This window comes from Streptomyces sp. NPDC104106, assembly GCF_055584345.1.
In genome coordinates this window covers 297,562-318,681 of record NZ_JBVJMF010000001.1, presented here as the reverse complement: position 1 = coordinate 318,681, position 21,120 = coordinate 297,562, and the positions used below count along the sequence as shown (strand labels likewise).

The window sequence follows — 21,120 nt, the reverse complement described above, 5'->3', positions numbered from 1 at the left end:
TGAGCCGACGACGGGCGAAGGGGCGCACCCTCGACGGGTGCGCCCCTTCTGTGTGCCCGGGCTTCAACTGCCCTTTAGTTGTGGCCGAAGCTCTTCCGCTTCTTGCCGGCAGCATCCGCAGGGCCGCCCTGTATCTGCGACACGGCAGACTCGTGGTCCTCCGACGAGCGCTGCGTGTGCTCGCGCATCGGCTCGCTCTGCGACGCGCGGTTCTGCGGGCCGGCCTGCTTGCGGTTCTTGTTCTTGGCCATGGGGATCTGCCTCCTGTGGGGGATCTAGGGGCCAGGGCCGGATTCAGATTCACATACGCCGACATCCCTCGCATGTCGGATAATTACCGTGCGTGACAGGGGTGGTGGGTGCGCGCGGCCCGGAAACGCCACGCCGAAGATCCAGTTCCGGCCGTTAACCTCCGCGTGGTCGGGCAGACTCGAAGGAAGTCACTGAGCAAAGCCTCCCGGGAAGAGGGTGAGTCGCGTGGACCGCTGCATCGTCCTGGTGGACGCCGGTTATCTGCTGGGCGCAGCCGCCAGCCTCCTCGCCGGTGAGCCCTCGCGATCCCGGATCACCGTCGACCACACCGCGCTGATCCAGGCGTTGCGCGAGCGCGCCGAGGCCGAGACCGAGCGCCCGCTGCTGCGCATCTACTGGTTCGACGGCGCCCCCGACCGCGTACCCCAGCCGGAGCACCGGCGACTGCGCGTGATGCCCCGGGTCACCGTCCGGCTCGGCGCCCTCACCCGCAGTGACGGACGGTGGGCCCAGAAGGGCGTGGACGCGGCCATGCACGCCGAGCTGACCGAGCTGGCCCGCAACCGCGCCTGCTCCGACATCGTCCTCGTCACCGGCGACGGCGACCTGCTGCCGGGCATGATGGCCGCCAAGGAGCACGGCGTCGCCGTCCACCTGTGGGCCGTCCAGGCCGCCGACGGCGACTACAACCAGTCCGAGGACCTGGTCGCCGAGGCCGACGAGCGGCGCGTGCTGGACCGGGCCTGGATCATCCAGGCCGTCCGCGCCAAGGAGCTGACCGGCGTGTGCGCCCCGCCGCCCGCGCCCCGCCCCGAGATCGCCGCGATCCTCTCCGCGCCGCTGCCCGAGTCCGCGCTCGCCGCCTCCGAGCGCCCGGCCGAGCAGGGCGCACCGCCGACCGCCGCCGCGACGGCCGGCGGCACCCAGGAACGGACCGCCGCCCCCAAGGGCGTACCCACCCCCAAGGACCTCGCCGCCCTGCGCGCCCCCGGCACCCAGCCCGTCCAGCACCCCGCGACCGCGACCCTGCGCTGGTCCTCCGACAAGGGCTGGGTGGACCGCCCGGGCGTCGCCACCGAGCCGCCCGAGGCCGCAGCCATGCCCACGCTGGCCCAGCTCACCACGGCCGAGCAGCGCTGGGCCGACCGGGAGGAGGACATCACCACGGTCGGCGGCGACCCCTACGAGGTGGGCCAGGTCTTCGCCCGGCGCTGGATCTCCCGCCTCGGCGACCAGGGCCATCTGCACAAGCTCTCGCAGATGTACCCGCGCATCCCGCACCGCATCGACGGCGAGCTGCTGCGCTACGCCGCCCGGTTCGGGCTGCTCGCCCACAAGGACGACCAGATCGACGAGCACGACCGTTACGCCATCCGGGCGGGCTTCTGGCGGGAGATCGACGTGCCCGCCGCGCCGGAGCCCGCGCCCGCCGGGGGACTGAACCCGGGCGGAACCCCGTAGGCGGCCCCAAAGACGAGTAAAGGCCCCGGACCCCGTACCCTCGTCCCTTGTGAACACGCGCGCGGTACAGGCCCTCGGCAAGGACGAGGTCGTACGCGTGCGCGGGCTCGCCAAGACCTACCGGGCCGTCAAGGCACGGCGCGGCGCCCCCGGCACCCCCGAGGTGCGGGCCACCGACGGGATCGAGCTGACGGTCCGGCGCGGCGAGGTCTTCGGGCTGCTCGGACCGAACGGCGCCGGCAAGTCCACCCTCGTACGGCAGCTCACCGGGCTGATGCGGCCGGACTCCGGCAGCGTCGAGATCCTCGGCCACGACATCGTGAAGCACCCCGAGCGCGCCGCCCGCCTGCTCGCCTACCTCGGCCAGGAGTCGTCCGCGCTGGACGAGCTGACCGTCTCCCTCGCCGCCGAGACCACCGGACGCCTGCGCGGCCTCGACGTACGGCGGGCACGGGCGGAGCGGGACGCCGTACTGGAGGAGCTGGGGCTCACGCCGATCGCCGGGCGGGCGCTGAAGAAGCTCTCCGGCGGCCAGCGGCGGCTCGCCTGCTTCGCCGCCGCCCTCGTCGGGGAGCGCCCGCTGCTCGTGCTGGACGAGCCGACCACCGGCATGGACCCGGTGGCCCGGCGCGCGGTGTGGGCGGCCGTGGACCGGCGGCGCGCCGAGCGCGGTACGACCGTGCTGCTGGTCACCCACAACGTCATCGAGGCCGAGACCGTCCTGGACCGGGTCGCCGTCATCGACCGGGGCCGGGTCATCGCCTGCGACACGCCGGCCGGACTGAAGGAGCAGGTCTCCGGCGAGGTGCGGGTGGAGCTGGTGTGGCGGGAGCGGGCGCCGCTGGAGGTGCCCGAGGTCGCCGCGCTGCGTGAGCGCGCGGTGGAGTCCGGCCGGCGCTGGACGATGCGGCTCGCGCCCCAGGAGGCCCGGGCCGCCGTGGCCACCGTGACCGGCGGGGCCGCCTTCGCCGCCCTGGACGACTTCACCCTCGCCACGCCCAGCCTGGAGGACGTCTACCTGGCGCTCGGCGGCGCGGCCCGGCAGGGGCTGGTGAAGGCGTGAGCGAACGGGCCGCGGAACGCGTATCGGACGTCGGGGTGCACGGGGTGTGCGCGACGGCCGCAGGGAAGAGGAGCAGCTCGACGTGAGTGTCGTACCCGCCCAGGTTCTGCCGGGCGGTGCCCCGGCCGTGCCCGAGACGGCACGGGACACGGACGGACTCGGTCCGCCCGCACGGCTGTGGCCGTCGCTGGCGGCCGTCTACCGGGCGCAGTTGTCCCGGGCCCGGGTGGCCCGGATCCCGCTGCTGTTCGTGGCGACCTTCCAGTCCGTCGGCATCGCGGTGATGATGCGCGGGGTCGTGGACGGCGGCGGTGAGGCCCAGTCCGTGGTGGCGGGGTCGTCGGTGCTGGTCGTCGCGTACGTCGCGCTGAACCTGCTGTCGCAGTACTTCGGGCAGCTGCGGGCGAGCGGCGGCCTGGACCACTACGCCACGCTGCCGGTGCCCCCGGCCGCGGTGGTACTCGGCGCGGCGGCCGCCTACGCCTCCTTCACCGTGCCCGGGACGCTGGTCACGGCCGTCTTCGGGTGCGTGCTGTTCGGGCTGCCGCTGACCAATCTGTGGATCCTGCTGGCGGTGATCCCGCTCGCCGGCGCCGCCCTGTCCGGACTCGGCGCCGCCTGCGGGCTGCTCGCGCCCCGGCCGGAGCTGGCGACGCTGCTCGGCCAGCTGGGCATGTCGGCGGCACTGCTGCTCGGTGTGCTGCCCGCGGACCGGATGCCGGAGATCATCCGGCTGGCGCGCGATCTGCTGCCGTCGACGTACGGCGTGGAGGCGTACGCCCGTACGTTCGCGGCCCACCCGGACTGGGCCGTCGTCCTCGCCGACCTGGGCGTGTGCGCCGGGGTCGGGGTGGTCTCGCTGGCCGTGGCGACCCGGGCGTACCGCAGGGCCGCCGTCCGGTGACGCGGCGCACAGCGCGACCTGGCACGATGTCAGGGTGACCGCACCGTTGACTCCGCAGCCGCCGCACGACGACTCCGCGCACCAGGTCTGGCAGGTTCCGCCTGCCGGGGCGCCGGGTGCGGGCAGGTACGAACAGGACGGGCCCGGGATGAAGACCGAGTTGCGGGAGGCCGCCGTGATCACGGTGGCCGTGGCGCTGGGCGGGGTGCTGCTGGGGCTGCTGTGGTGGTGGCTGGCTCCGCACGTGCCGCTGATCGGTGACCAGACGGACAACAGCTGGGTGGTCTACCTCAAGGACAGCGAGGGGGAACAGGCCATCGGGGTGGACGGCACGTTCACGTTGCTGGCACTGGGTTTCGGGCTGGTCAGCGGGTCGGCCGTGTTCCTGTGGCGGCGGCGCGGGGGTGTGCCGGCCGTGGTGGCACTGGGCGTGGGCGCGCTGCTCGGGTCGCTGCTGGCGTGGCGGCTCGGGGCGTGGCTCGGGCCCACCTCGGACGTGATCGCGCACGCGAAGCAGGCGGGGAAGGGGGTCACCTTCTCGGCACCGCTGAAGCTGGGGGCGAAGGGGGCGTTGCTGGCGTGGCCGCTGGGCGCGTTGCTGGTGCATCTCGGGCTCACGGCGGCCTTCGGCCCCCGCGACCCCGAGCCACCGCTCGCGTAACCGGACCACCAGTGCCGGCGGGGTGCGGCGCCCGCAGGCCTCGCCCGGTTGCCGGTACCTGCCGATCGGCTTCGTCCCGTGTGGCGGGGCACGGCGGGGCATCCCACCGCCGGCCCGCGTCCGTGCGGCCGCCGTCGGCCTCGCTCCGTCCGCGCCGGTCCCCACGCCGCCGGTCTGTCCCCGCCCGTGTCCGGCGTCTCACGGCCGTACTCGCTCGTTCCGCGAGCGGCGTCCCAGCTGCTGGTCTCCCACCGCCGGTTTCTTCGGCCGGTGACGGTACGGCCTCGGTCGGTTTCACTCGTGCCGGGTCCGGCGTCTCACCGCCCTACTCGCTTGATCGGGCGTGCGCGGCATTCCACTGCCGCTCTCCCAGACCCCCGGCCCATGCCGGCCGGCCCGGCCCCGGCGCCGGTCTCCCGCGAGCGCGCCAGGCAGCCCGCCGTCGCGTTCGTCAGGTTCGGCCGATCGGGGCCAGGACCGCGGCCGTCAGTTCGGCCAGGGTGCCCGGGGACAGTTCGACCTCCAGGCCTCGGCGGCCGGCCGAGACGCAGATCGTTTCGTGCGTCTCCGCCGAGACGTCCAGGACCGTCGGCAGGCGTTTGCGCTGGCCCAGGGGGGAGATGCCGCCGCGGACGTAGCCGGTGGTGCGTTCCGCGAGGGCGGGGTCGGCCATGATGGCTCGCTTGCCGCCGACCGCCGCCGCGAGGGCCTTGAGGTCGAGGGAGCCGGAGACCGGGACCACGGCCACCGTCAGGGCGCCGTCGATGTCCGCGACGAGGGTCTTGAAGACGCGGTCGGGGCTGACGCCCATCGCCTCCGCCGCCTCCTCGCCGTAGGACGGGTGGGCGGGGTCGTGGTCGTAGGAGTGGACCGTGAAGTCCACGCCGGCCGAGGTCAGCGCGACCGTCGCCGGTGTGCCCCCGGACTGCTGCTTCTTCTGCTTCTTCGCCATCCGGCTTCCTCAGTTCAGACTCGTCGGCGCCCGTGTCAGCTCGAACGCGGGCAGCGACGGCAGGCTACGGATGATCGACGTCTCGGCGCGAAGGAGTTTCAGCTCGTCGCGCAGGCGCGAGGCGGTGTCCGGAGCCTGCAGGAGCCGCTGCTTGGTCGGCGTGTCGTGGACCATCGCCGCCGCCACCAGATACGACACCACGCTCGGATCGTCCGGCAGCTCCGCGCCCGAGGACAGCGAGCGCTCGCGCGCCCCGGCCAGACGCTTCTGGTACTGCCGGAAGGAGCGCAGCACCCCCTCGGCCAGCGCGCCCGCCTCGTCGCCGGGTTCCTCCGGCAGTTCCTCCAGTTCGGCCGTCAGGAAGGGGCCCGAGGCGTCGACCGACAGCAGGCGGACCCGGGTCGTGCCCGTGGCCAGCACCTCGAAGGTGCCGTCGGCCCGCTCCCGGATCGTCGCCGCGTCGGCCACGCAGCCCACGGAGTGGAAGGACTTCAGCGGATCCGGGCCGAAGCCCGCGGCGGGCCCCCGCTCCGGCTGCGCGGTGGCATCCGGCATGCCGGGCGCGCTCGGTGCCACCTCGTAGCCGTCGCGGATCGCCACGACGGCGAACCGGCGCGGTTCGTCCTCGGGCGTCTTGAGCAACGCCCGCATCATGGCGCGATAGCGCTCCTCGAAGACGTTCAGCGGCAGCACGAGCCCGGGGAACAGCACCGTGTTCAGCGGGAAGAGCGGGAGACGGACGGTGGTCACGGCGCCCCAGCCTAGTGGTCGGCGGCGCGGCTGTGTCCGCCGCGCTCGCCGAGCGGGGCCGGGAGCAGCGCAGACAGCCCCGCCGGAACGGGTCGGGGACCGGGCGCCAGCAGGTCCTCGCGCAGCCGCAGGAAGTGGCCCAGCGGATCGTCCGAGAAGCGGTCCCAGGGGAAGGAGGTCGCGTACGGCCCGATCAGGCCCAGTTGCGCGCGGGCGTCCTGCCAGCGATCCAGGCGCAGGAGGACGTACAGGAGTTTGTTGCGGATGCCGGCGGCCCAGGGGTCGGCCGCCGGGAGACGGGCGGACAGGGCGAGGGCGCGGTCGGCCGCCGCGTCCAGCCGGGCGCGCGGCACCTCGGGGCCGCGGCCGTCGGTCAGATAGCCGAAAGCGGCGCGGGCCGGCAGCGCCTGGACCAGCGAGTCGGCGGGCGCGTCCTGCGCGGCCCGGTCGGCGAAGTCCAGGCATTCGCCGTGCGCGCCGGGCCAGGAGGCGGCCAGGTAGCGCAGGGCGGCGACATGGCAGCCGTGGTGGTGCGGGGCCCGCCGTACGGCGGCCTCCCACAGCTCCTCGACATAGCGGTGCCCGGCCCGGGAGCCGCGCGCGTGGTCCAGCGCGATCCGCCAGGGCACCGGATCGCTGTCGTCGGCGCGGGCGGCGGCGGTGATCAGCGGGCTCACCTCGCGCAGCAGTTCGGCGCGGGCCGGCGAGGGCCAGGCGCGGTCCACCGCCAGCTGCGCGCCGATCAGCAGCACGCCGGGGTCGTGCGGGGCGGCCGTGCGCCAGGCCTCGAACCACTCGGGGCGCGAGCGGGCGAAGGCGGCCAGGTGCCGGACATAGCGGTCGTGGTTCTCCCAGGCGGCCGCGGCACGGGTGGCCGCCAGCAGGGCGGCGGCCAGGTCGTACTCGCCGCGGCCGGCCGCGACCAGCGCGGGGGAGAGGCGGTCGTCGGGCGCGTCGAGCACGACCTCGTCCCCGGTCTCGGGCCGGCCGGCCGGGCGCTCGGAGCGTTTGCCCATCCGCATGCGGCGGATGAGCGAGGACAGCTGAGCCATGGTGCTGACCATTGAAAGTCCGCAGGTCGGGAGCGCGCCAGGGGGTTCGGGCAAGTCATGGAAAGTTGTACGGCAGGGGGTCAAGGAGCGGTAAAGGCGGGGCTCGGCCGCCGCCCCGGGAGGGCACTCGCGTTCAGCTCCGCCGCAGCAGCCGCGTGGCCCCCGCCGCCACCGTCGTCGCCAGTATCCAGCCGAGCAGGATCATCGTGACCTTCAGCCACTCCCACAGGCCGTGCAGCTGCCATTCGCCGACCTGCCCGAGGTCGATCACCGGCAGCAGCAGGTCCAGCGTGAACAGGGCCGGGCTCCAGTAGGGATGCTCGTCGTGGTTGGCGGGCTGGTGGCCGGCGTGGGCGAAGGCGAGCGTGCCCGCCGCCCACAGCACCGCCATCCACACCGCGGCCCGGCCCGGACGGTAGCCGTAGGCGACCGTCCAGTCCTGGACGTACCCGAGTACCTTGGCGGCCGGCGGCAGCGTCTCGCGGCGCCTGCGCTGCTTGGCGAGCAGCACCTCGCGCGCGTCCTCGTCCTCGCCGGCCGCGCGCAGCACCGCAGCCAGCCGCTCGTACGGCTCCGGGGCGTACTCCGCGGTGGCCGCCGCGACCCAGTCCAGGCGCCGGCTCAGCGGGAAGGGCCCCTGCGGCACCAGGTTCTCGTAGGTGAACCCGGCCATGTGCAGGTTCCCGGCGCTCGGCCAGGCGCTCGCGCGGTCCACCAGGTTGACGATCCGCGCCCCGGACAGCACGACCTTGCCGTGCTGCGGACGGTCCCCGAGGAAGCGCAGCTCGGGCGCGTGCACCCGGCGCAGCGACAGCTCCTGGTCGTCCGTGAGGGTGAACCGGGCCCGCTCCAGGTCGACGGCGTCCCCGAACCGCCCGTCGTCCAGGCGCAGACCGCCGTGGCACTCGAAGCGCTGGATGCGTGTCCCGCGCGCGGGTGTCGTGCCGCTCAGCAGCGGGCTGCCCACGCCGGCCGGGGTCAGGTACAGGGTGCGCTCGACGGTCAGCTGCGGTGCGTTCAGGGCGAGCCGGGCGTAGGGATTGGCCAGTTTCGCGCCCCGCAGGCTCAGCGACACGCCGATCTGGGCGCCGCGCAGGCTCAGCTCGCCGTACGACTCCAGCAGCTCCGCCTGGAAGTCCTGGCCGACGGTCAGGCCGTCCGCCGCGATCGACCGCCCGCTGCGGTCGCGCTGGACGATCGACTGGTTGAGCAGCAGATCGGTGCCGATGTGCGCGTCGGTCAGCCGGACCCCGTTCTGGAAGCGGCAGCGCGGCAGATGCAGATCGCCCTCGGTGTGCACCCGGGCCGCCTCCAGGCGCGGCACCGCGCAGTCCACCAGGCGCAGGGTCGTGAACCGGGCCTCCGGCAGCCGCACCTCCTCGTCGAAGCGGCAGCCGCGCAGCTCCACGTACGGCGTGACCTGGCCGCCCGCCAGGTCCATCGTGCCGGTCACACGCACACCGGCGAGCTTCAGCGCGGACACCCGGCCCGTGAGCGCCGGCGGGCCGTCCAGCAGCAGCCAGCACACGACCCGGGCCCGTACGGTCCGCTCCGGCCCCCACGGATGACCGCCGTGCGGATCGTCCACGACGGCGTCCCCGCTGGTCAGGTCGTACACGCTGCCGTTGCGGAAGGCCTGCCACATGCCCGCCTCGATCGCGGTCAGCTCGTCCGGCACGTCCCCGGCGACGAAGCCGGGCCCCTCGGTCACCGCCCGTTCCTTCTCTCTCCCTCGCGCATCTCTTTTCGTACAGCCGTTCATGCCCGCTGGGTGACGGGTGGAACACCGGACGTGAAGGCGATCTTCCGAATCCGGCCACGTTCTGTATCAGCCATTGATACGCGCGCACGGTCTGGGATCCCGGTCTGAGAGAATTGAGTCCGTGATCTCCCGAATCGATCTGCGCGGCGACGCCCTTCCCGAGGGCCCCGCCCTGCGCGACCTGCTGCCCCGAGCCGACTTCGACGTGGCGGCCGCCCTGGAGAAGGTGCGTCCGATCTGCGAGGCCGTGCATCATCGTGGCGACGCGGCGCTGATCGACTTCGCCGAGAAGTTCGACGGAGTACGGCTGGAATCCGTCCGGGTGCCGGCCCAGGCGCTCGCCGACGCGCCGGCCGCGCTCGACCCGGCCGTGCGCGCGGCGCTGGAGGAGTCCATCCGCCGCGCCCGCCTGGTCCACCGCGAGCAGCGCCGCGGCACGCACACCACCCAGGTCGTGCCCGGCGGCTCGGTGACCGAGAAGTGGGTGCCGGTGGAGCGCGTCGGGCTGTACGCGCCGGGCGGCCGCTCGGTGTACCCCTCCTCCGTGATCATGAACGCCGTACCGGCCCAGGAGGCCGGGGTCGAGTCGATCGCGCTCGCCTCCCCGCCCCAGGCCGAGTTCGGCGGGCTGCCGCACCCGACGATCCTCGCCGCCTGCGCACTGCTCGGCGTGGACGAGGTCTACGCCGCGGGCGGCGCGACCGCCGTCGCCATGTTCGCGTACGGCACCGAGTCCTGCGCCCCGGCCAACATGGTCACCGGCCCCGGCAACATCTGGGTCGCCGCCGCCAAGCGCTTCTTCACCGGCCGGATCGGCATCGACGCCGAGGCCGGCCCCACCGAGATCGCGATCCTCGCCGACGACACCGCCGACCCGGCGCACGTGGCCGCGGACCTGATCAGCCAGGCCGAGCACGACCCGCTCGCCGCGGCCGTCCTCGTCACCGACTCCGTCGAGCTTGCCGAGGCGGTGGAGAAGGAGCTCCAGCCGCAGGTCGCCGCCACCAAGCACGTCGAGGACCGGATCGTGCCCGCGCTGAAGGGCAGGCAGTCCGCGATCGTGCTGGTCGACGGCATCGAGGAGGGCCTGCGGGTCGTCGACGCCTACGGCGCCGAGCACCTGGAGATCCAGACCGCGGACGCCGCCGCGGTGGCCGACCGGGTGAAGAACGCGGGCGCGATCTTCATCGGCCCCTGGGCGCCGGTCTCGCTCGGCGACTACGCGGCCGGGTCCAACCACGTCCTGCCCACCGGCGGCTGCGCCTGCCACTCCTCGGGCCTGTCCGTCCAGTCCTTCCTGCGCGGCATCCACATCGTGGACTACACGAAGGACGCGCTCGCCGAGGTCGCCCATCACGTGGTGACGCTGGCGGAGGCGGAGGACCTGCCGGCGCACGGCGCGGCGGTCAAGGCGAGGTTCGGCTGGAAGGTACCCGAGAGCAAGTGAGCGACGTGAGGATCGACGATCTCCCCGTACGCGACGAACTGCGCGGCAAGTCCCCTTACGGCGCGCCCCAGTTGGACGTCCCCGTACGGCTGAACACCAACGAGAACCCCTACCCGCTGCCCGAGCCGCTGGTCGAGCGGATCACGCAGCGGGTGCGGGAGGCGGCCCGCGACCTGAACCGCTACCCCGACCGGGACGCGGTCCAGCTGCGCACCGAGCTGGCCGCCTACCTGACGAAGACCGGCAGGTACCCCCTCGGTATCGCCAACGTCTGGGCGGCCAACGGCTCCAACGAGGTCATCCAGCAGCTGCTGCAGACCTTCGGCGGACCGGGCCGCACGGCGATCGGCTTCGAGCCGTCGTACTCGATGCACGCGCTCATCGCGCGTGGCACGGGCACCGGCTGGATCTCCGGTCCCCGGGGCGAGGACTTCACCATCGACCTCGCCGCCGCCGAGAAGGCGATCGCCGAGCACCGGCCCGACGTCGTCTTCATCACCACCCCCAACAACCCCACGGGCAACGCGGTCCCGCCCGAGACGGTCCTCGCGCTGTACGAGGCGGCCCAGGCGGCCAAGCCCTCGATGGTGATCGTGGACGAGGCCTACATCGAGTTCAGCCACGGCGACTCGCTGCTGCCGCTGCTGGAAGGCCGCCCGCACCTGGTCGTCTCCCGCACGATGTCGAAGGCCTTCGGCGCGGCGGGGCTGCGCCTCGGCTACCTCGCCGCCGACCCGGCGGTCGTGGACGCCGTCCAGCTTGTCCGGCTGCCGTACCACCTGTCGGCGATCACCCAGGCGACCGCCCTGGCCGCCCTGGAGCACACCGACACGCTGCTGAAGTACGTCGAGCAGCTGAAGTCGGAGCGGGACCGGCTGGTCGCCGAGCTGCGCGCGAGCGGCTACGAGGTCGTCGAGTCCGACGCCAACTTCGTGCAGTTCGGCCGGTTCCCGGACGCCCACACGGCCTGGCAGAAGATCCTCGACCGGGGCGTCCTGGTCCGGGACAACGGCGTACCGGGGTGGCTGCGGGTCTCCGCCGGCACCCCGCAGGAGAACGACGCGTTCCTCGACGCGGTCCGTGAGTTGAAGAAGGAGCCCCAGGCATGAGCCGCGTTGGGCGCGTGGAGCGCGCCACCAAGGAGACCTCGGTGCTCGTCGAGATCGACCTCGACGGGACCGGCAGAACCGACATCGCCACCGGCGTCGGCTTCTACGACCACATGCTGGACCAGCTCGGCCGGCACGGTCTGTTCGACCTGACCGTGAAGACCGACGGCGACCTGCACATCGACTCCCACCACACCATCGAGGACACCGCCCTCGCGCTCGGCGCCGCCTTCAGGCAGGCCCTCGGCGACAAGGTGGGCATCTACCGCTTCGGCAACTGCACGGTTCCGCTGGACGAGTCCCTCGCCCAGGTCACCGTCGACCTGTCCGGCCGCCCGTACCTCGTGCACACCGAGCCCGAGAACATGGCGCCGATGATCGGCGAGTACGACACGACGATGACCCGGCACATCCTGGAGTCCTTCGTCGCCCAGGCGCAGATCGCGCTGCACGTGCACGTGCCGTACGGGCGCAACGCGCACCACATCGTGGAGTGCCAGTTCAAGGCCCTCGCCCGGGCGCTGCGCTATGCCTCCGAGCGCGACCCGCGCGCGGCCGGCATCCTCCCCTCCACGAAGGGCGCGCTGTAACCCCATGAACGGTCTGTCGACCCTGCTGATCGTCGTCGGTCTCTTCCTGCTCGGCGGCATCATCTCCTTCGTCAAGCAGAAGATGCCCAGGAGCCTGATCGTGCTGCTCTCCATCGGCGCGGGCATGTGCCTGGTCGCGGGCGTCATGCGACTGGGGGTGTGGAGTTGAGCGCTTCCCAGAAGGTCGTCGTCTTCGACTACGGCTTCGGCAACGTCCGCTCCGCCGAACGCGCCCTCGCGCGCGTGGGCGCCGACGTCGAGATCACCCGTGACTTCGACAAGGCCATGAACGCCGACGGCCTGCTGGTGCCGGGCGTCGGCGCGTTCGCCGCCTGCATGCAGGGGCTGCGGGCCGCCCGCGGCGACTGGGTGGTCGATCGCCGGCTCTCCGGTGGGCGGCCCGTGCTGGGCATCTGCGTCGGCATGCAGATCCTCTTCGCGCGCGGCATCGAGCACGGCGTGGAGGCCGAGGGCCTGGACGAGTGGCCCGGCACGGTCGCGCCGCTCCAGGCCGACGTCGTGCCCCACATGGGCTGGAACACCGTCGAGGCCCCCGCAGACTCGGAGCTGTTCGCCGGGCTGGACGCCGACGCCCGCTTCTACTTCGTGCACTCCTACGCCGTCCACGACTGGCAGCTGGAGACGAACAACCCGGTGATCTCGGCGCCCAAGGTCACCTGGTCGACGCACGGCAAGCCGTTCGTGGCCGCGGTGGAGAACGGCGCTCTGTGGGCCACCCAGTTCCACCCCGAGAAGTCCGGCGACGCCGGCGCCCAGCTCCTCACCAACTGGATCGGAACCCTGTAGAGACATGGCCAAGCTCGAACTCCTCCCCGCCGTCGACGTCCGGGACGGCCAGGCCGTCCGCCTCGTGCACGGCGAGTCCGGTACCGAGACCTCCTACGGCTCCCCGCTTCAGGCCGCTCTCGCCTGGCAGCGCTCCGGCGCCGAGTGGCTGCACCTGGTCGACCTGGACGCCGCGTTCGGCACCGGCGACAACCGCGAGCTGATCGCCGAGGTCGCGCGGGCGATGGACATCAAGGTGGAGCTGTCCGGCGGCATCCGCGACGACGCCTCGCTGGCCGCCGCCCTGGCCACCGGCTGCACCCGGGTGAACCTCGGCACGGCCGCCCTGGAGAGCCCCGAGTGGGTCGCCAAGGTCATCGCCGAGCACGGTGACAAGATCGCGGTCGGCCTGGACGTGCGTGGCACGACCCTGCGCGGCCGCGGCTGGACCCGCGACGGCGGCGACCTGTACGAGACGCTGGAGCGCCTGAACAAGGAGGGCTGCGCCCGCTACGTCGTCACCGACATCGCCAAGGACGGCACGCTCCAGGGCCCGAACCTGGAGCTGCTGAAGAACGTGTGCGCGGCGACGGACCGGCCGGTCGTGGCGTCCGGCGGCGTGTCGTCGCTGGAGGACCTGCGCGCCATCGCCGGGCTGGTACCCCTCGGTGTCGAGGGCGCCATCGTCGGGAAGGCCCTGTACGCGAAGGCGTTCACCCTGGAAGAGGCCTTGCGGGCCACATCGTGAAAAGGATGCCGTGTCATGAGTGATGCCGTGCGGCGTGTGCAGAGCGGAAGTCCCTGGGAAGAGAGTTTCGGGTTCGCGCGCGCCGTCGCGGCGGGGGACCGGGTGTCCGTCGGGGGCACCACGTCCTTCAAGGGCACGGTGCTGTACGGCGAAGGCGACCCGTACGAGCAGACCAAGGTCGCCTTCGGCAACGCGCTGGAGGCGCTGAAGGAGTTCGGGCTCGGCGTCGAGTCCGTGATCCGCACCCGTATGTACCTGAGCCACGTGCGCGACGTCGACGAGGCGGGACGGGCCCACAAGGAGCTGTTCGACTCCGTGCGCCCGTGCTCGACCCTGCTGGTGGTCGAGGGCTTCGTCGATCCGCGCATCCTGGTCGAAGTAGAGCTTGAAGCATTCAGAGGAGCCTGAGCAGTCATGACCCTGGCGGTCCGAGTCATCCCCTGCCTGGACGTGGACGACGGCCGGGTCGTCAAGGGCGTCAACTTCCAGAACCTGCGCGACGCGGGCGACCCCGTCGAGATGGCGAAGGTGTACGACGCCGAGGGCGCCGACGAGCTGACGTTCCTGGACATCACCGCGTCCTCGGGCAACCGCGAGACGACGTACGACGTGGTGCGCCGCACCGCCGAGCAGGTGTTCATCCCGCTGACCGTGGGCGGCGGCGTCCGTACGGCCGAGGACGTGGACCGGCTGCTGCGGGCGGGCGCCGACAAGGTGGGCGTGAACACCGCCGCGATCGCCCGCCCGGACCTGATCCGTGAGATCGCCGAGCGCTTCGGCCGCCAGGTGCTGGTCCTGTCGGTGGACGCCCGCCGCACCGCTTCGGGTTCTTTCGAGGTCACCACCCACGGCGGCCGCAGGGGCACCGGGATCGACGCCGTGGAGTGGGCGCACCGGGCCGCCGAGCTGGGCGCGGGCGAGATCCTGCTGAACTCCATGGACGCCGACGGCACCAAGGACGGCTACGACCTGGAGATGATCGCCGCCGTCCGCAAGCACGTCACCGTCCCGGTGATCGCCTCCGGCGGCGCGGGCAAGCTGGCCGACTTCCCGCCGGCCGTCGCGGCGGGCGCGGACGCGGTGCTGGCCGCCTCGGTGTTCCACTTCGGGGATCTGCGAATCGGCGAGGTGAAGCAGACGCTCCGGGCGGCGGGACACCCCGTGCGCTGACGCCCGCCAGGCTTCGGCGGACATGAAAGGGAAGTTGCGCAAAATATGTTGTGCAACTTTTCTTTCGTATCTAGGGTCGAGGAACGCCGGATCACCGACGTGGGCACCCTGAAGGCGCTCGCGCATCCCCTGCGCATGAAGCTCTACCGCCTGCTGTTCGTCGCCGAGGCGGCCACCGCCTCACACCTCGCCGAACAGGTCGGCGAAGCCGTCTCGCTGGTCAGCTACCACCTGCGCAAGCTCGCCGAGCACGGCCTGGTGGAGGAGGCCGAGCCGCGCAGCGCGGACGCCCGCGAGCGCTGGTGGCAGCCGTCCTCCGAAGGCGTCTCCATCCGCGACAAGGACTTCCAGGACGCCCCCGAGAAGGTGGCGGCCCACCTCGCCGCCTCGCGGATGTTCCTGGAACAGCGGGCCGAGATGTACCGCGGATACCTCGACCAGCGCGCCCACTGGGGGTCTGAGTGGAACGAGGCCGCCCACGACTCCGAGTCGTTGCTGAGGCTGACCGCCGAGGAGCTCGCGGAGCTGAAGAAGGACCTGCGCGACCTGCTCACACGCTACGACGAGCAGGGGCGCGCCCGTGAGGCCGCCGGCGCCACCGAAGGGCGCGAGAACGTCGCGCTGCACGTGTACGGCTTCCCGTTCCGCGTCTGAGAGGACACTCCTTCCGTGCCCGCCACGCTCATACCGTCGGCGACCGCGCCGCGGGCTCACCGCGACCCCGATATCCGGCGCTGGCTCGCCGCCTACACCTCCTCGACGCTCGGCGACAGCGTCTACTACCTCGCCCTGTCCTGGGCCGCCGTCCGGGCCGGAACCCCGGCTCAGGCCGGTCTGGTGATGTCGGCCGGCGCGTTGCCCAGAGCGGTGCTGATGCTGGGCGGCGGAGTGATCGCCGACCGGTTCGGGCCGCGCCGGGTCGTCATCGGCAGCGACGCCGTACGCTGCGCGGCCGTCCTCGCCGCGGCCGCCCTGCTGGCCCTCACCAGCCCGGGGCTGTGGCCGCTCGCCCTGCTGGCGCTGGTCTTCGGGACGGTGGACGCCGTCTTCATGCCCGCCGTGGGCGCCCTGCCGGCCCGCCTCACCGACAGGGACCAGCTCGCCCGGGTCCAGGGCATGCGCGGCCTCGCCATCCGTTTCTCCAACGTGGTCGGCGCCCCGCTCGGCGGGTTCGCCGTGGCCTTCGGCGGCGCTCCGGGCGCGTTCGCCCTCGCCGGGCTGCTCATCGCCGTCTCGGTGCCGCTGCTGCTCTCGGTGCGGATACGGGACCTGCCCGGCCCCGGAAACGGCAGCACCGCCTGGAGCGATCTCGGCGCCGGCCTGCGCTACATCCGCCGCCACCGCGTCCTCGCCCCGCTGATGCTGGCCATCGCCCTCGGCGACCTCGGCTTCGTCGGCCCGCTGAACGTCGGGCTGGCCCTGCTGGCCGACCGACGCGGCTGGGGCGCCTCCGGCATGGGCTGGGTGCTGGCCGGGTTCGGCGCCGGCGCGGGAGCCGCCTCGCTGCTGCTGACGGTCCGGGGGCGGCTGCCGCGCGCCGGGCTGGTCACCGGGTGGGCATGTGCGGTGGGGGCCGTGGCCGTCGGCGCCCTCGCCTTCGTACCCGCCCTGGCCGCGGCCGCCGGCACCGCCGTGGTCGTGGGCCTGCTCACCGGGCTCAGCGGCGCACTGTGCGGGGCCCTGCTCCAGACCCAGTCCGACCCCGCCTACCTGGGCCGGGTCACCGCCGCCTCCAGCCTGGTCAGCCTCGGCCTCACCCCGCTGAGCATGCCGTTCGCGGCCGCCGCGATCGGGACGTGGGGGCTGCGCCCGGTCTACGTCGTCAGCGCCGCCGTCTGCGGGCTCGGCGGGGTCGTCGCCCTCACCGTACCGGCCCTGCGCGCCGCCGAGCTGCCCCGCTGAGACCGCGCGCCGCCCCGCACCCCCGGTTCACCCCTTCGGTTGAACCAGTTGCACCAGGTTGCCCACGGTGTCGTCGAACACCGCCGCCAGCGTCGGGCCCTGCCGCTGCGGCTTGTGCGGGAACCGGACCCCCAGGCCCCGCAGCCGTTCGTACTCCGCCGGCAGGTCGTCCACGCAGAAGACGATGCACGGGATGCCCGCCTCGTACAGTGCCCGGCGGTACGGCTCCGCGATCGGCCCCTCGCCCGGCTCCAGCAGCAGCTCCAGATCGGGCTGGGCGCCCCGGCCGGCCCCGACCGTGACGAACAGCGTGCCGTCCCCGCGGTCCAGCCGGGTCCGGGTCTCGAAGCCCAGCACGTCCGTGTAGAAGGCGTGCGCCCGCGCCACGTCGTCCACGTACACGCCGGTCATCGCGACCCTGATCACGGGACGGGCTCCTCTCAGATGCCCAGCTGCCTGGTCTCGTGCACCTTCTCGATGGCGTCCGCGTCGCCCTCCAGGTCCACCCGGGCCGCGTTCTGCCGGCCGAAGGCGAACATCAGCAGCTCCGACGGCTCACCGGTCACCGTCACCACCGGCGTGCCCCGGTGCGCCACCGCCGTCTGCCCGTCCGGGCGGCGCAGCACCAGCCCCGTCGGCACCCCCCGGCCCAGCAGCCGCGCGGTGCGCTCCAGCCGGGACCACAGCGCGTCCTGGAAGACCGGGTCCAGCTCGCGCGGGCTCCAGTCCGGCTGGGCCCGGCGCACGTCCTCGGTGTGGACGTAGAACTCGACGATGTTGGCCGCCTCGTCGACCTGCTTCAGCTGGAACGGCGAGAAGCGCGGCGGACCGGTGCGGATCAGCTGGATCAGCTCCTTGTACGGCTTCGCGGTGTACTCCGCCGTCACCTTCTCCAGGCGCGGCGCGAGCTGTTTGAGGAGCGTGCCGCCAGCCGCGTCCGGCCGGCGCTCGCGCACGATCACATGCGCGGCCAGGTCCCGGGTCCGCCAGCCCTCGCAGAGGGTCTCGGCGTCCGGGCCGACGGTCTCCAGCAGGTCCGCGAGCAGCAGCCGTTCACGCTTGGCGAAGGTCGACATGCCAGCCAGCCTATTACCGGGCGTGAGGTCCGCCCACCCGTCGCCCGGCCACCACCCCTCGTCGAGGCTCCCCCTCAGGGACACCCCATCGCGCCGAAGCGCTCATTCGATGGACGCGCCCCTCCCGTTGTCGGTGCCGCGCGGCACAATGGCACCCATGACCAGCACGACCGGCACGCCCCGGCCCAGCAGCCTCGACCCGGAGATCGCCGCGCGCCTCAAGCGCAGCCCCGACGGACTCCTGCCCGCCATCGCCCAGCAGTACGACACCGGAGAGGTGCTCATGCTGGGCTGGATGGACGACGAGGCGCTGCACCGCACGCTCACCACCGGCCGCTGCACCTACTGGTCGCGCAGCCGCCGGGAGTACTGGGTCAAGGGCGACACCTCGGGCCACTTCCAGTGGGTGAAGTCCGTCGCGCTGGACTGCGACGCCGACACCGTGCTCGTCCAGGTCGACCAGGTCGGCGCCGCCTGCCACACCGGCGCGCGCACCTGCTTCGACGAGGACGTGCTGCTCAAGGACGCCGATTCCGGCCCGACCGGCTCCGGTCAGTAAGGTCAGCGGCCATGGACCTCGAGACCTTCCGCAAGCTCGCCGCCGACCGGCGCGTCATCCCGGTCACGCGCAAGCTCCTCGCCGACGGCGACACCCCGGTCGCGCTCTACCGCAAGCTCGCCGCCGAGCGCGCCGGCACCTTCCTCCTGGAGTCCGCGGAGAACGGCCGCTCCTGGTCCCGGTACTCCTTCGTGGGCGTCCGCAGCGCCGCCACGCTCACCACGCGCGACGGCCAGGCCCACTGGCAGGGGGCCCCGCCCGTCGGCGTGCCCGTCGACGGCGACCCGCTGCAGGTGCTGCGTGCCACGCTCCAGGCCCTCCACACCCCGAACCAGGAGGGCCTGCCGCCCTTCACCGGCGGCATGGTCGGCTATCTCGGATACGACATCGTCCGCCGCCTGGAGAAGATCGGCCCCGGCGAGCGTGACGACCTGCGGCTGCCCGAGCTGACCATGCTCCTGACCAGCGATCTCGCGGTGATGGACCACTGGGAGGGATCGGTCCTGCTGATCGCCAACGCGATCAACCACAACGACCTCGACACCGGGGTCGACGAGGCCTACGCCGACGCCGTGGCCCGCCTCGACGCGATGGAGGCCGACCTCACGCGCGCGGTGGCCCAGCCGCCGGCCGTGCTGCCGCCCTCGGAACTGCCCGAGTACACCGCGTTGTGGGGCGGCCCCGACTTCCAGGCGGCCGTCGAGGACGTCAAGGAGCGCATCCGCGCGGGCGAGGCCTTCCAGGTCGTGCCCTCCCAGCGCTTCGAGACCCCCTGCACGGCGAGCGCGCTGGACGTCTACCGGGTGCTGCGCGCCACGAACCCCTCGCCGTACATGTACCTGTTCCGCTTCGACGGCTTCGACGTCGTCGGCTCCTCGCCCGAGGCGCTGGTGAAGGTCGAGGACGGGCGGGCCATGGTGCACCCCATCGCCGGCACCCGCCCGCGCGGGACCACCCCGCAGGAGGACCAGGCCCTCGCCGAGGAACTGCTCGCCGACCCCAAGGAGCGCGCCGAGCACCTGATGCTGGTCGACCTCGGGCGCAACGACCTCGGCCGGGTCTGCGAGCCCGGCTCGGTCGAGGTGGTCGACTTCATGTCCATCGAGCGGTACTCGCACGTGATGCACATCGTCTCGACCGTCACCGGCCGCGTCTCCCCGGGCCGCACGGCCTTCGACGTGCTCACCGCCTGCTTCCCGGCGGGCACCCTCTCCGGCGCGCCCAAGCCCCGCGCGATGCAGATCATCGACGAGCTGGAGCCGTCGCGCCGCGGCCTGTACGGCGGCTGTGTCGGCTACCTCGACTTCGCGGGCGACTCCGACACGGCCATCGCCATCCGTACGGCCCTGCTGCGCGACGGCACGGCCTATGTGCAGGCCGGAGCCGGCATCGTCGCCGACTCCGACCCGGTGGCGGAGGACCAGGAGTGCCGCAACAAGGCGGCGGCGGTCCTCCGCGCGGTGCACACGGCCAACCGGCTCAGCTCGTAGGAGGGTTCAGCCGGTGAACGCGGCGGTGCCGTTCGGGGTGCCGAGCCCGGACGGCCCGTCGTAGCCGGTGGTGCCGGTGCACAGGTACGAGCCGCCGCAGCTGCCGTTGGAGCCGCTGGCGACGTCGTTCAGCGCCGAGGTGTGCGCGTACGGGAAGGACGACGGGGACGAGCCGGAGGACGGGGCGCCGGCCAGCGCGTACGTCGCCGCGATCAGCGGGGAGGCGGCACTGGTCCCGCCGAACACCATCCAGCCGGTGCCCTGCCCGTAGGTGTCGTAGACCGCGACCCCGGTGTTCGGGTCGGCGACCGCCGAGACGTCCGCGACCGTGCGGTTCGCGCAGCCGGAGTCCTTCTGCCAGCTGGGCTTGGCGTCGTACGCGGAGCAGCCGGAGCCGGCCCCGCTCCACACCGTGTCGCTCCAGCCGCGCGTGGTGGAGGACGTCTTGAGGGACGTACCGCCCACCGCCGTCACGTACTTCGACGCGGCCGGGTACTCGACCCCGTAGCCGTTGTCGCCGGAGGAGACGGTGATGGCGACGCCGGGGTGGTCGAAGTAGCTGGAGTCGTACCCGGCGTCGCTGGAGGACTCGGAGCCGCCGTAGCTGTTGGAGACGAACTTCGCGCCCAGCTTCACGGCGGTGTTCACGGCCGTGCCCAGGTTGGTCATGCTGGTCGAACTGGCCTCCACCAGCAGGATCTTGCAGTTCGGGCAGGCCGCGCTGACCATGTCGAGGTCGAGGGAGATCTCCTCGGCCCAGCCGGAGTTGCCGCGCGGGTACGAGGTGCCGCCGCTCTGGTTCACCTTCCGGAAGCAGCCGCCCGCGGTGGTGCAGGCGGGCAGCCCGTACTGGGAGCGGTAGGCGGCGAGGTCGGACTCGGCGTGGGGGTCGTCGTAGGCGTCGACGATGGCCACGGTCTGGCCCGAACCGCCGGTCGCGGAGGGCAGGTTGTAGGCCGACTGGAGCGAGGCGGGACCGTAGCCGGAGGGGGCGGCGGCGGCCGTCAGCGCGCTCTCGGCGTGTGCCGAGGCCGGGGTGCCCGCGGTGACCTGCAGGGCGTTGCAGGCCACCTCGTCCTTCTTCGTCGGGGCCGCGCAGGCGCGGGCGACGCTGACGCCGTGGGACGGCGAGACGGTGGCCTGGGCGGCCTGGCCGACGGGGGCGGCCAGAGCGAGGGCGGCCGTGGCGAGGGCGGCCACGGCGGCGAGGGAAGCGGTTCTGCGCAACGTACTCCTCCACGAGGTGGGTGTTTCGGGAAGGGCTGTGGGGGGTGCGCGGGGCCACCCCGGCGCGTGGTGTGAGCCGGAGTGGCGCAGAACCTACGGATGTCGGGTCCCCGTCAACAGGGGGAAGATTGAAGCGAGAACATCGCTTTGCCCTTCCTG

24 protein-coding genes are annotated in these 21,120 nt (G+C 73.0%); 16 read left to right on the top strand and 8 right to left on the bottom strand.

All coding sequences use genetic code 11. The features are described from left to right. Nucleotides 1-74: 74 nt before the first annotated feature. Nucleotides 75-251 (bottom strand): hypothetical protein, encoded by a 177-nt coding sequence (locus tag ACZ60X_RS01520; protein ID WP_469592149.1) that lies wholly within the window; start codon nt 249-251, stop codon nt 75-77. 226 nt (nt 252-477) lie between these two features. Between ACZ60X_RS01520 and ACZ60X_RS01515 the strand changes: the two genes are divergently transcribed. The 4 genes from ACZ60X_RS01515 to ACZ60X_RS01500 all read left to right on the top strand — a co-directional run bounded on the left by ACZ60X_RS01515 (nt 478) and on the right by ACZ60X_RS01500 (nt 4,341). Beyond that, nucleotides 478-1,713: an NYN domain-containing protein gene (locus ACZ60X_RS01515; RefSeq protein WP_469592147.1), complete on the top strand. Its 1,236-nt coding sequence runs from the start codon at nt 478-480 to the stop codon at nt 1,711-1,713. Nucleotides 1,714-1,762: 49 nt separating this feature from the next. Beyond that, nucleotides 1,763-2,776, top strand: coding sequence for an ABC transporter ATP-binding protein (locus ACZ60X_RS01510; RefSeq protein ID WP_469592145.1), 1,014 nt, complete (start codon nt 1,763-1,765; stop codon nt 2,774-2,776). An 82-nt stretch (nt 2,777-2,858) separates the two neighbouring features. Then, on the top strand, nt 2,859-3,680 hold the full coding sequence (locus ACZ60X_RS01505) for an ABC transporter permease (protein WP_469592143.1): 822 nt from the start codon (nt 2,859-2,861) through the stop codon (nt 3,678-3,680). Nucleotides 3,681-3,714: 34 nt separating this feature from the next. Next, complete coding sequence (locus ACZ60X_RS01500) at nt 3,715-4,341, top strand: AAA family ATPase (protein ID WP_469592140.1); 627 nt, start codon at nt 3,715-3,717, stop codon at nt 4,339-4,341. Between the two features lie 451 nt (nt 4,342-4,792). Here the strand turns inward: ACZ60X_RS01500 and ybaK are convergent, their stop codons facing one another. The 4 genes from ybaK to ACZ60X_RS01480 form a co-directional block, all read right to left on the bottom strand. Continuing rightward, on the bottom strand, nt 4,793-5,293 hold the full coding sequence (gene ybaK / locus ACZ60X_RS01495; RefSeq protein WP_469592138.1) for a Cys-tRNA(Pro) deacylase: 501 nt from the start codon (nt 5,291-5,293) through the stop codon (nt 4,793-4,795). Between the two features lie 9 nt (nt 5,294-5,302). Continuing rightward, complete coding sequence (locus tag ACZ60X_RS01490; RefSeq protein ID WP_469592136.1) at nt 5,303-6,043, bottom strand: LON peptidase substrate-binding domain-containing protein; 741 nt, start codon at nt 6,041-6,043, stop codon at nt 5,303-5,305. An 11-nt stretch (nt 6,044-6,054) separates the two neighbouring features. Next, entirely contained in the window at nt 6,055-7,107 is a 1,053-nt protein-coding gene (locus ACZ60X_RS01485; RefSeq protein WP_469592134.1) for a hypothetical protein, read from the bottom strand. Nucleotides 7,108-7,228: 121 nt separating this feature from the next. Then, entirely contained in the window at nt 7,229-8,806 is a 1,578-nt protein-coding gene (locus ACZ60X_RS01480; RefSeq protein ID WP_469592131.1) for an oxidoreductase, read from the bottom strand. Nucleotides 8,807-8,978: 172 nt separating this feature from the next. On the opposite strand from ACZ60X_RS01480, the gene hisD reads away from it, so the two are divergent. The 10 genes from hisD to ACZ60X_RS01430 are packed head-to-tail and all read left to right on the top strand — an operon-like array spanning nt 8,979 to nt 16,609. Next, complete coding sequence (gene hisD, locus ACZ60X_RS01475) at nt 8,979-10,304, top strand: histidinol dehydrogenase (RefSeq protein WP_469592129.1); 1,326 nt, start codon at nt 8,979-8,981, stop codon at nt 10,302-10,304. After that, on the top strand, nt 10,301-11,413 hold the full coding sequence (locus ACZ60X_RS01470) for a histidinol-phosphate transaminase (RefSeq protein ID WP_469592127.1): 1,113 nt from the start codon (nt 10,301-10,303) through the stop codon (nt 11,411-11,413). The genes hisD and ACZ60X_RS01470 overlap by 4 nt, the downstream gene beginning before the upstream one ends. Continuing rightward, nucleotides 11,410-12,003, top strand: a complete 594-nt coding sequence (gene hisB / locus ACZ60X_RS01465) for an imidazoleglycerol-phosphate dehydratase HisB (protein ID WP_469592125.1) — start codon at nt 11,410-11,412, stop codon at nt 12,001-12,003. The genes ACZ60X_RS01470 and hisB overlap by 4 nt, the downstream gene beginning before the upstream one ends. A 4-nt stretch (nt 12,004-12,007) precedes the next feature. After that, nucleotides 12,008-12,172 (top strand): hypothetical protein, encoded by a 165-nt coding sequence (locus tag ACZ60X_RS01460; protein ID WP_469592123.1) that lies wholly within the window; start codon nt 12,008-12,010, stop codon nt 12,170-12,172. Continuing rightward, nucleotides 12,169-12,810, top strand: coding sequence for an imidazole glycerol phosphate synthase subunit HisH (hisH, locus tag ACZ60X_RS01455; RefSeq protein ID WP_469592121.1), 642 nt, complete (start codon nt 12,169-12,171; stop codon nt 12,808-12,810). The genes ACZ60X_RS01460 and hisH overlap by 4 nt, the downstream gene beginning before the upstream one ends. 4 nt (nt 12,811-12,814) lie before the next feature. Continuing rightward, nucleotides 12,815-13,537: a bifunctional 1-(5-phosphoribosyl)-5-((5-phosphoribosylamino)methylideneamino)imidazole-4-carboxamide isomerase/phosphoribosylanthranilate isomerase PriA gene (gene priA, locus ACZ60X_RS01450; RefSeq protein WP_469592119.1), complete on the top strand. Its 723-nt coding sequence runs from the start codon at nt 12,815-12,817 to the stop codon at nt 13,535-13,537. 15 nt (nt 13,538-13,552) lie between these two features. Then, a complete protein-coding gene (locus ACZ60X_RS01445; protein WP_469592116.1) occupies nt 13,553-13,945 on the top strand; it encodes a RidA family protein in 393 nt (130 codons plus the stop codon). A gap of 6 nt (nt 13,946-13,951) precedes the next feature. Then, on the top strand, nt 13,952-14,707 hold the full coding sequence (gene hisF, locus ACZ60X_RS01440) for an imidazole glycerol phosphate synthase subunit HisF (RefSeq protein ID WP_469592114.1): 756 nt from the start codon (nt 13,952-13,954) through the stop codon (nt 14,705-14,707). Nucleotides 14,708-14,752: 45 nt separating this feature from the next. After that, on the top strand, nt 14,753-15,361 hold the full coding sequence (locus ACZ60X_RS01435; RefSeq protein ID WP_469592112.1) for an ArsR/SmtB family transcription factor: 609 nt from the start codon (nt 14,753-14,755) through the stop codon (nt 15,359-15,361). Nucleotides 15,362-15,376: 15 nt separating this feature from the next. After that, nucleotides 15,377-16,609: an MFS transporter gene (locus ACZ60X_RS01430; RefSeq protein ID WP_469592109.1), complete on the top strand. Its 1,233-nt coding sequence runs from the start codon at nt 15,377-15,379 to the stop codon at nt 16,607-16,609. Nucleotides 16,610-16,636: 27 nt separating this feature from the next. Here the strand turns inward: ACZ60X_RS01430 and ACZ60X_RS01425 are convergent, their stop codons facing one another. Together ACZ60X_RS01425 and ACZ60X_RS01420 are read right to left on the bottom strand one after the other, a co-directional pair. After that, entirely contained in the window at nt 16,637-17,035 is a 399-nt protein-coding gene (locus ACZ60X_RS01425) for a VOC family protein (protein ID WP_469592107.1), read from the bottom strand. 14 nt (nt 17,036-17,049) lie between these two features. After that, complete coding sequence (locus ACZ60X_RS01420; RefSeq protein WP_469592105.1) at nt 17,050-17,685, bottom strand: TIGR03085 family metal-binding protein; 636 nt, start codon at nt 17,683-17,685, stop codon at nt 17,050-17,052. A gap of 157 nt (nt 17,686-17,842) precedes the next feature. On the opposite strand from ACZ60X_RS01420, the gene hisI reads away from it, so the two are divergent. Next, entirely contained in the window at nt 17,843-18,244 is a 402-nt protein-coding gene (gene hisI / locus ACZ60X_RS01415; protein ID WP_469592103.1) for a phosphoribosyl-AMP cyclohydrolase, read from the top strand. Between the two features lie 11 nt (nt 18,245-18,255). After that, the gene (locus ACZ60X_RS01410; protein WP_469592101.1) at nt 18,256-19,734 is read left to right on the top strand and encodes an anthranilate synthase component I; all 1,479 of its coding nucleotides are present in this window, start codon (nt 18,256-18,258) and stop codon (nt 19,732-19,734) included. A 6-nt stretch (nt 19,735-19,740) separates the two neighbouring features. Here the strand turns inward: ACZ60X_RS01410 and ACZ60X_RS01405 are convergent, their stop codons facing one another. After that, nucleotides 19,741-20,961 (bottom strand): S53 family peptidase, encoded by a 1,221-nt coding sequence (locus ACZ60X_RS01405; RefSeq protein WP_469592099.1) that lies wholly within the window; start codon nt 20,959-20,961, stop codon nt 19,741-19,743. Between the last annotated feature and the right edge of the window lie 159 nt (nt 20,962-21,120).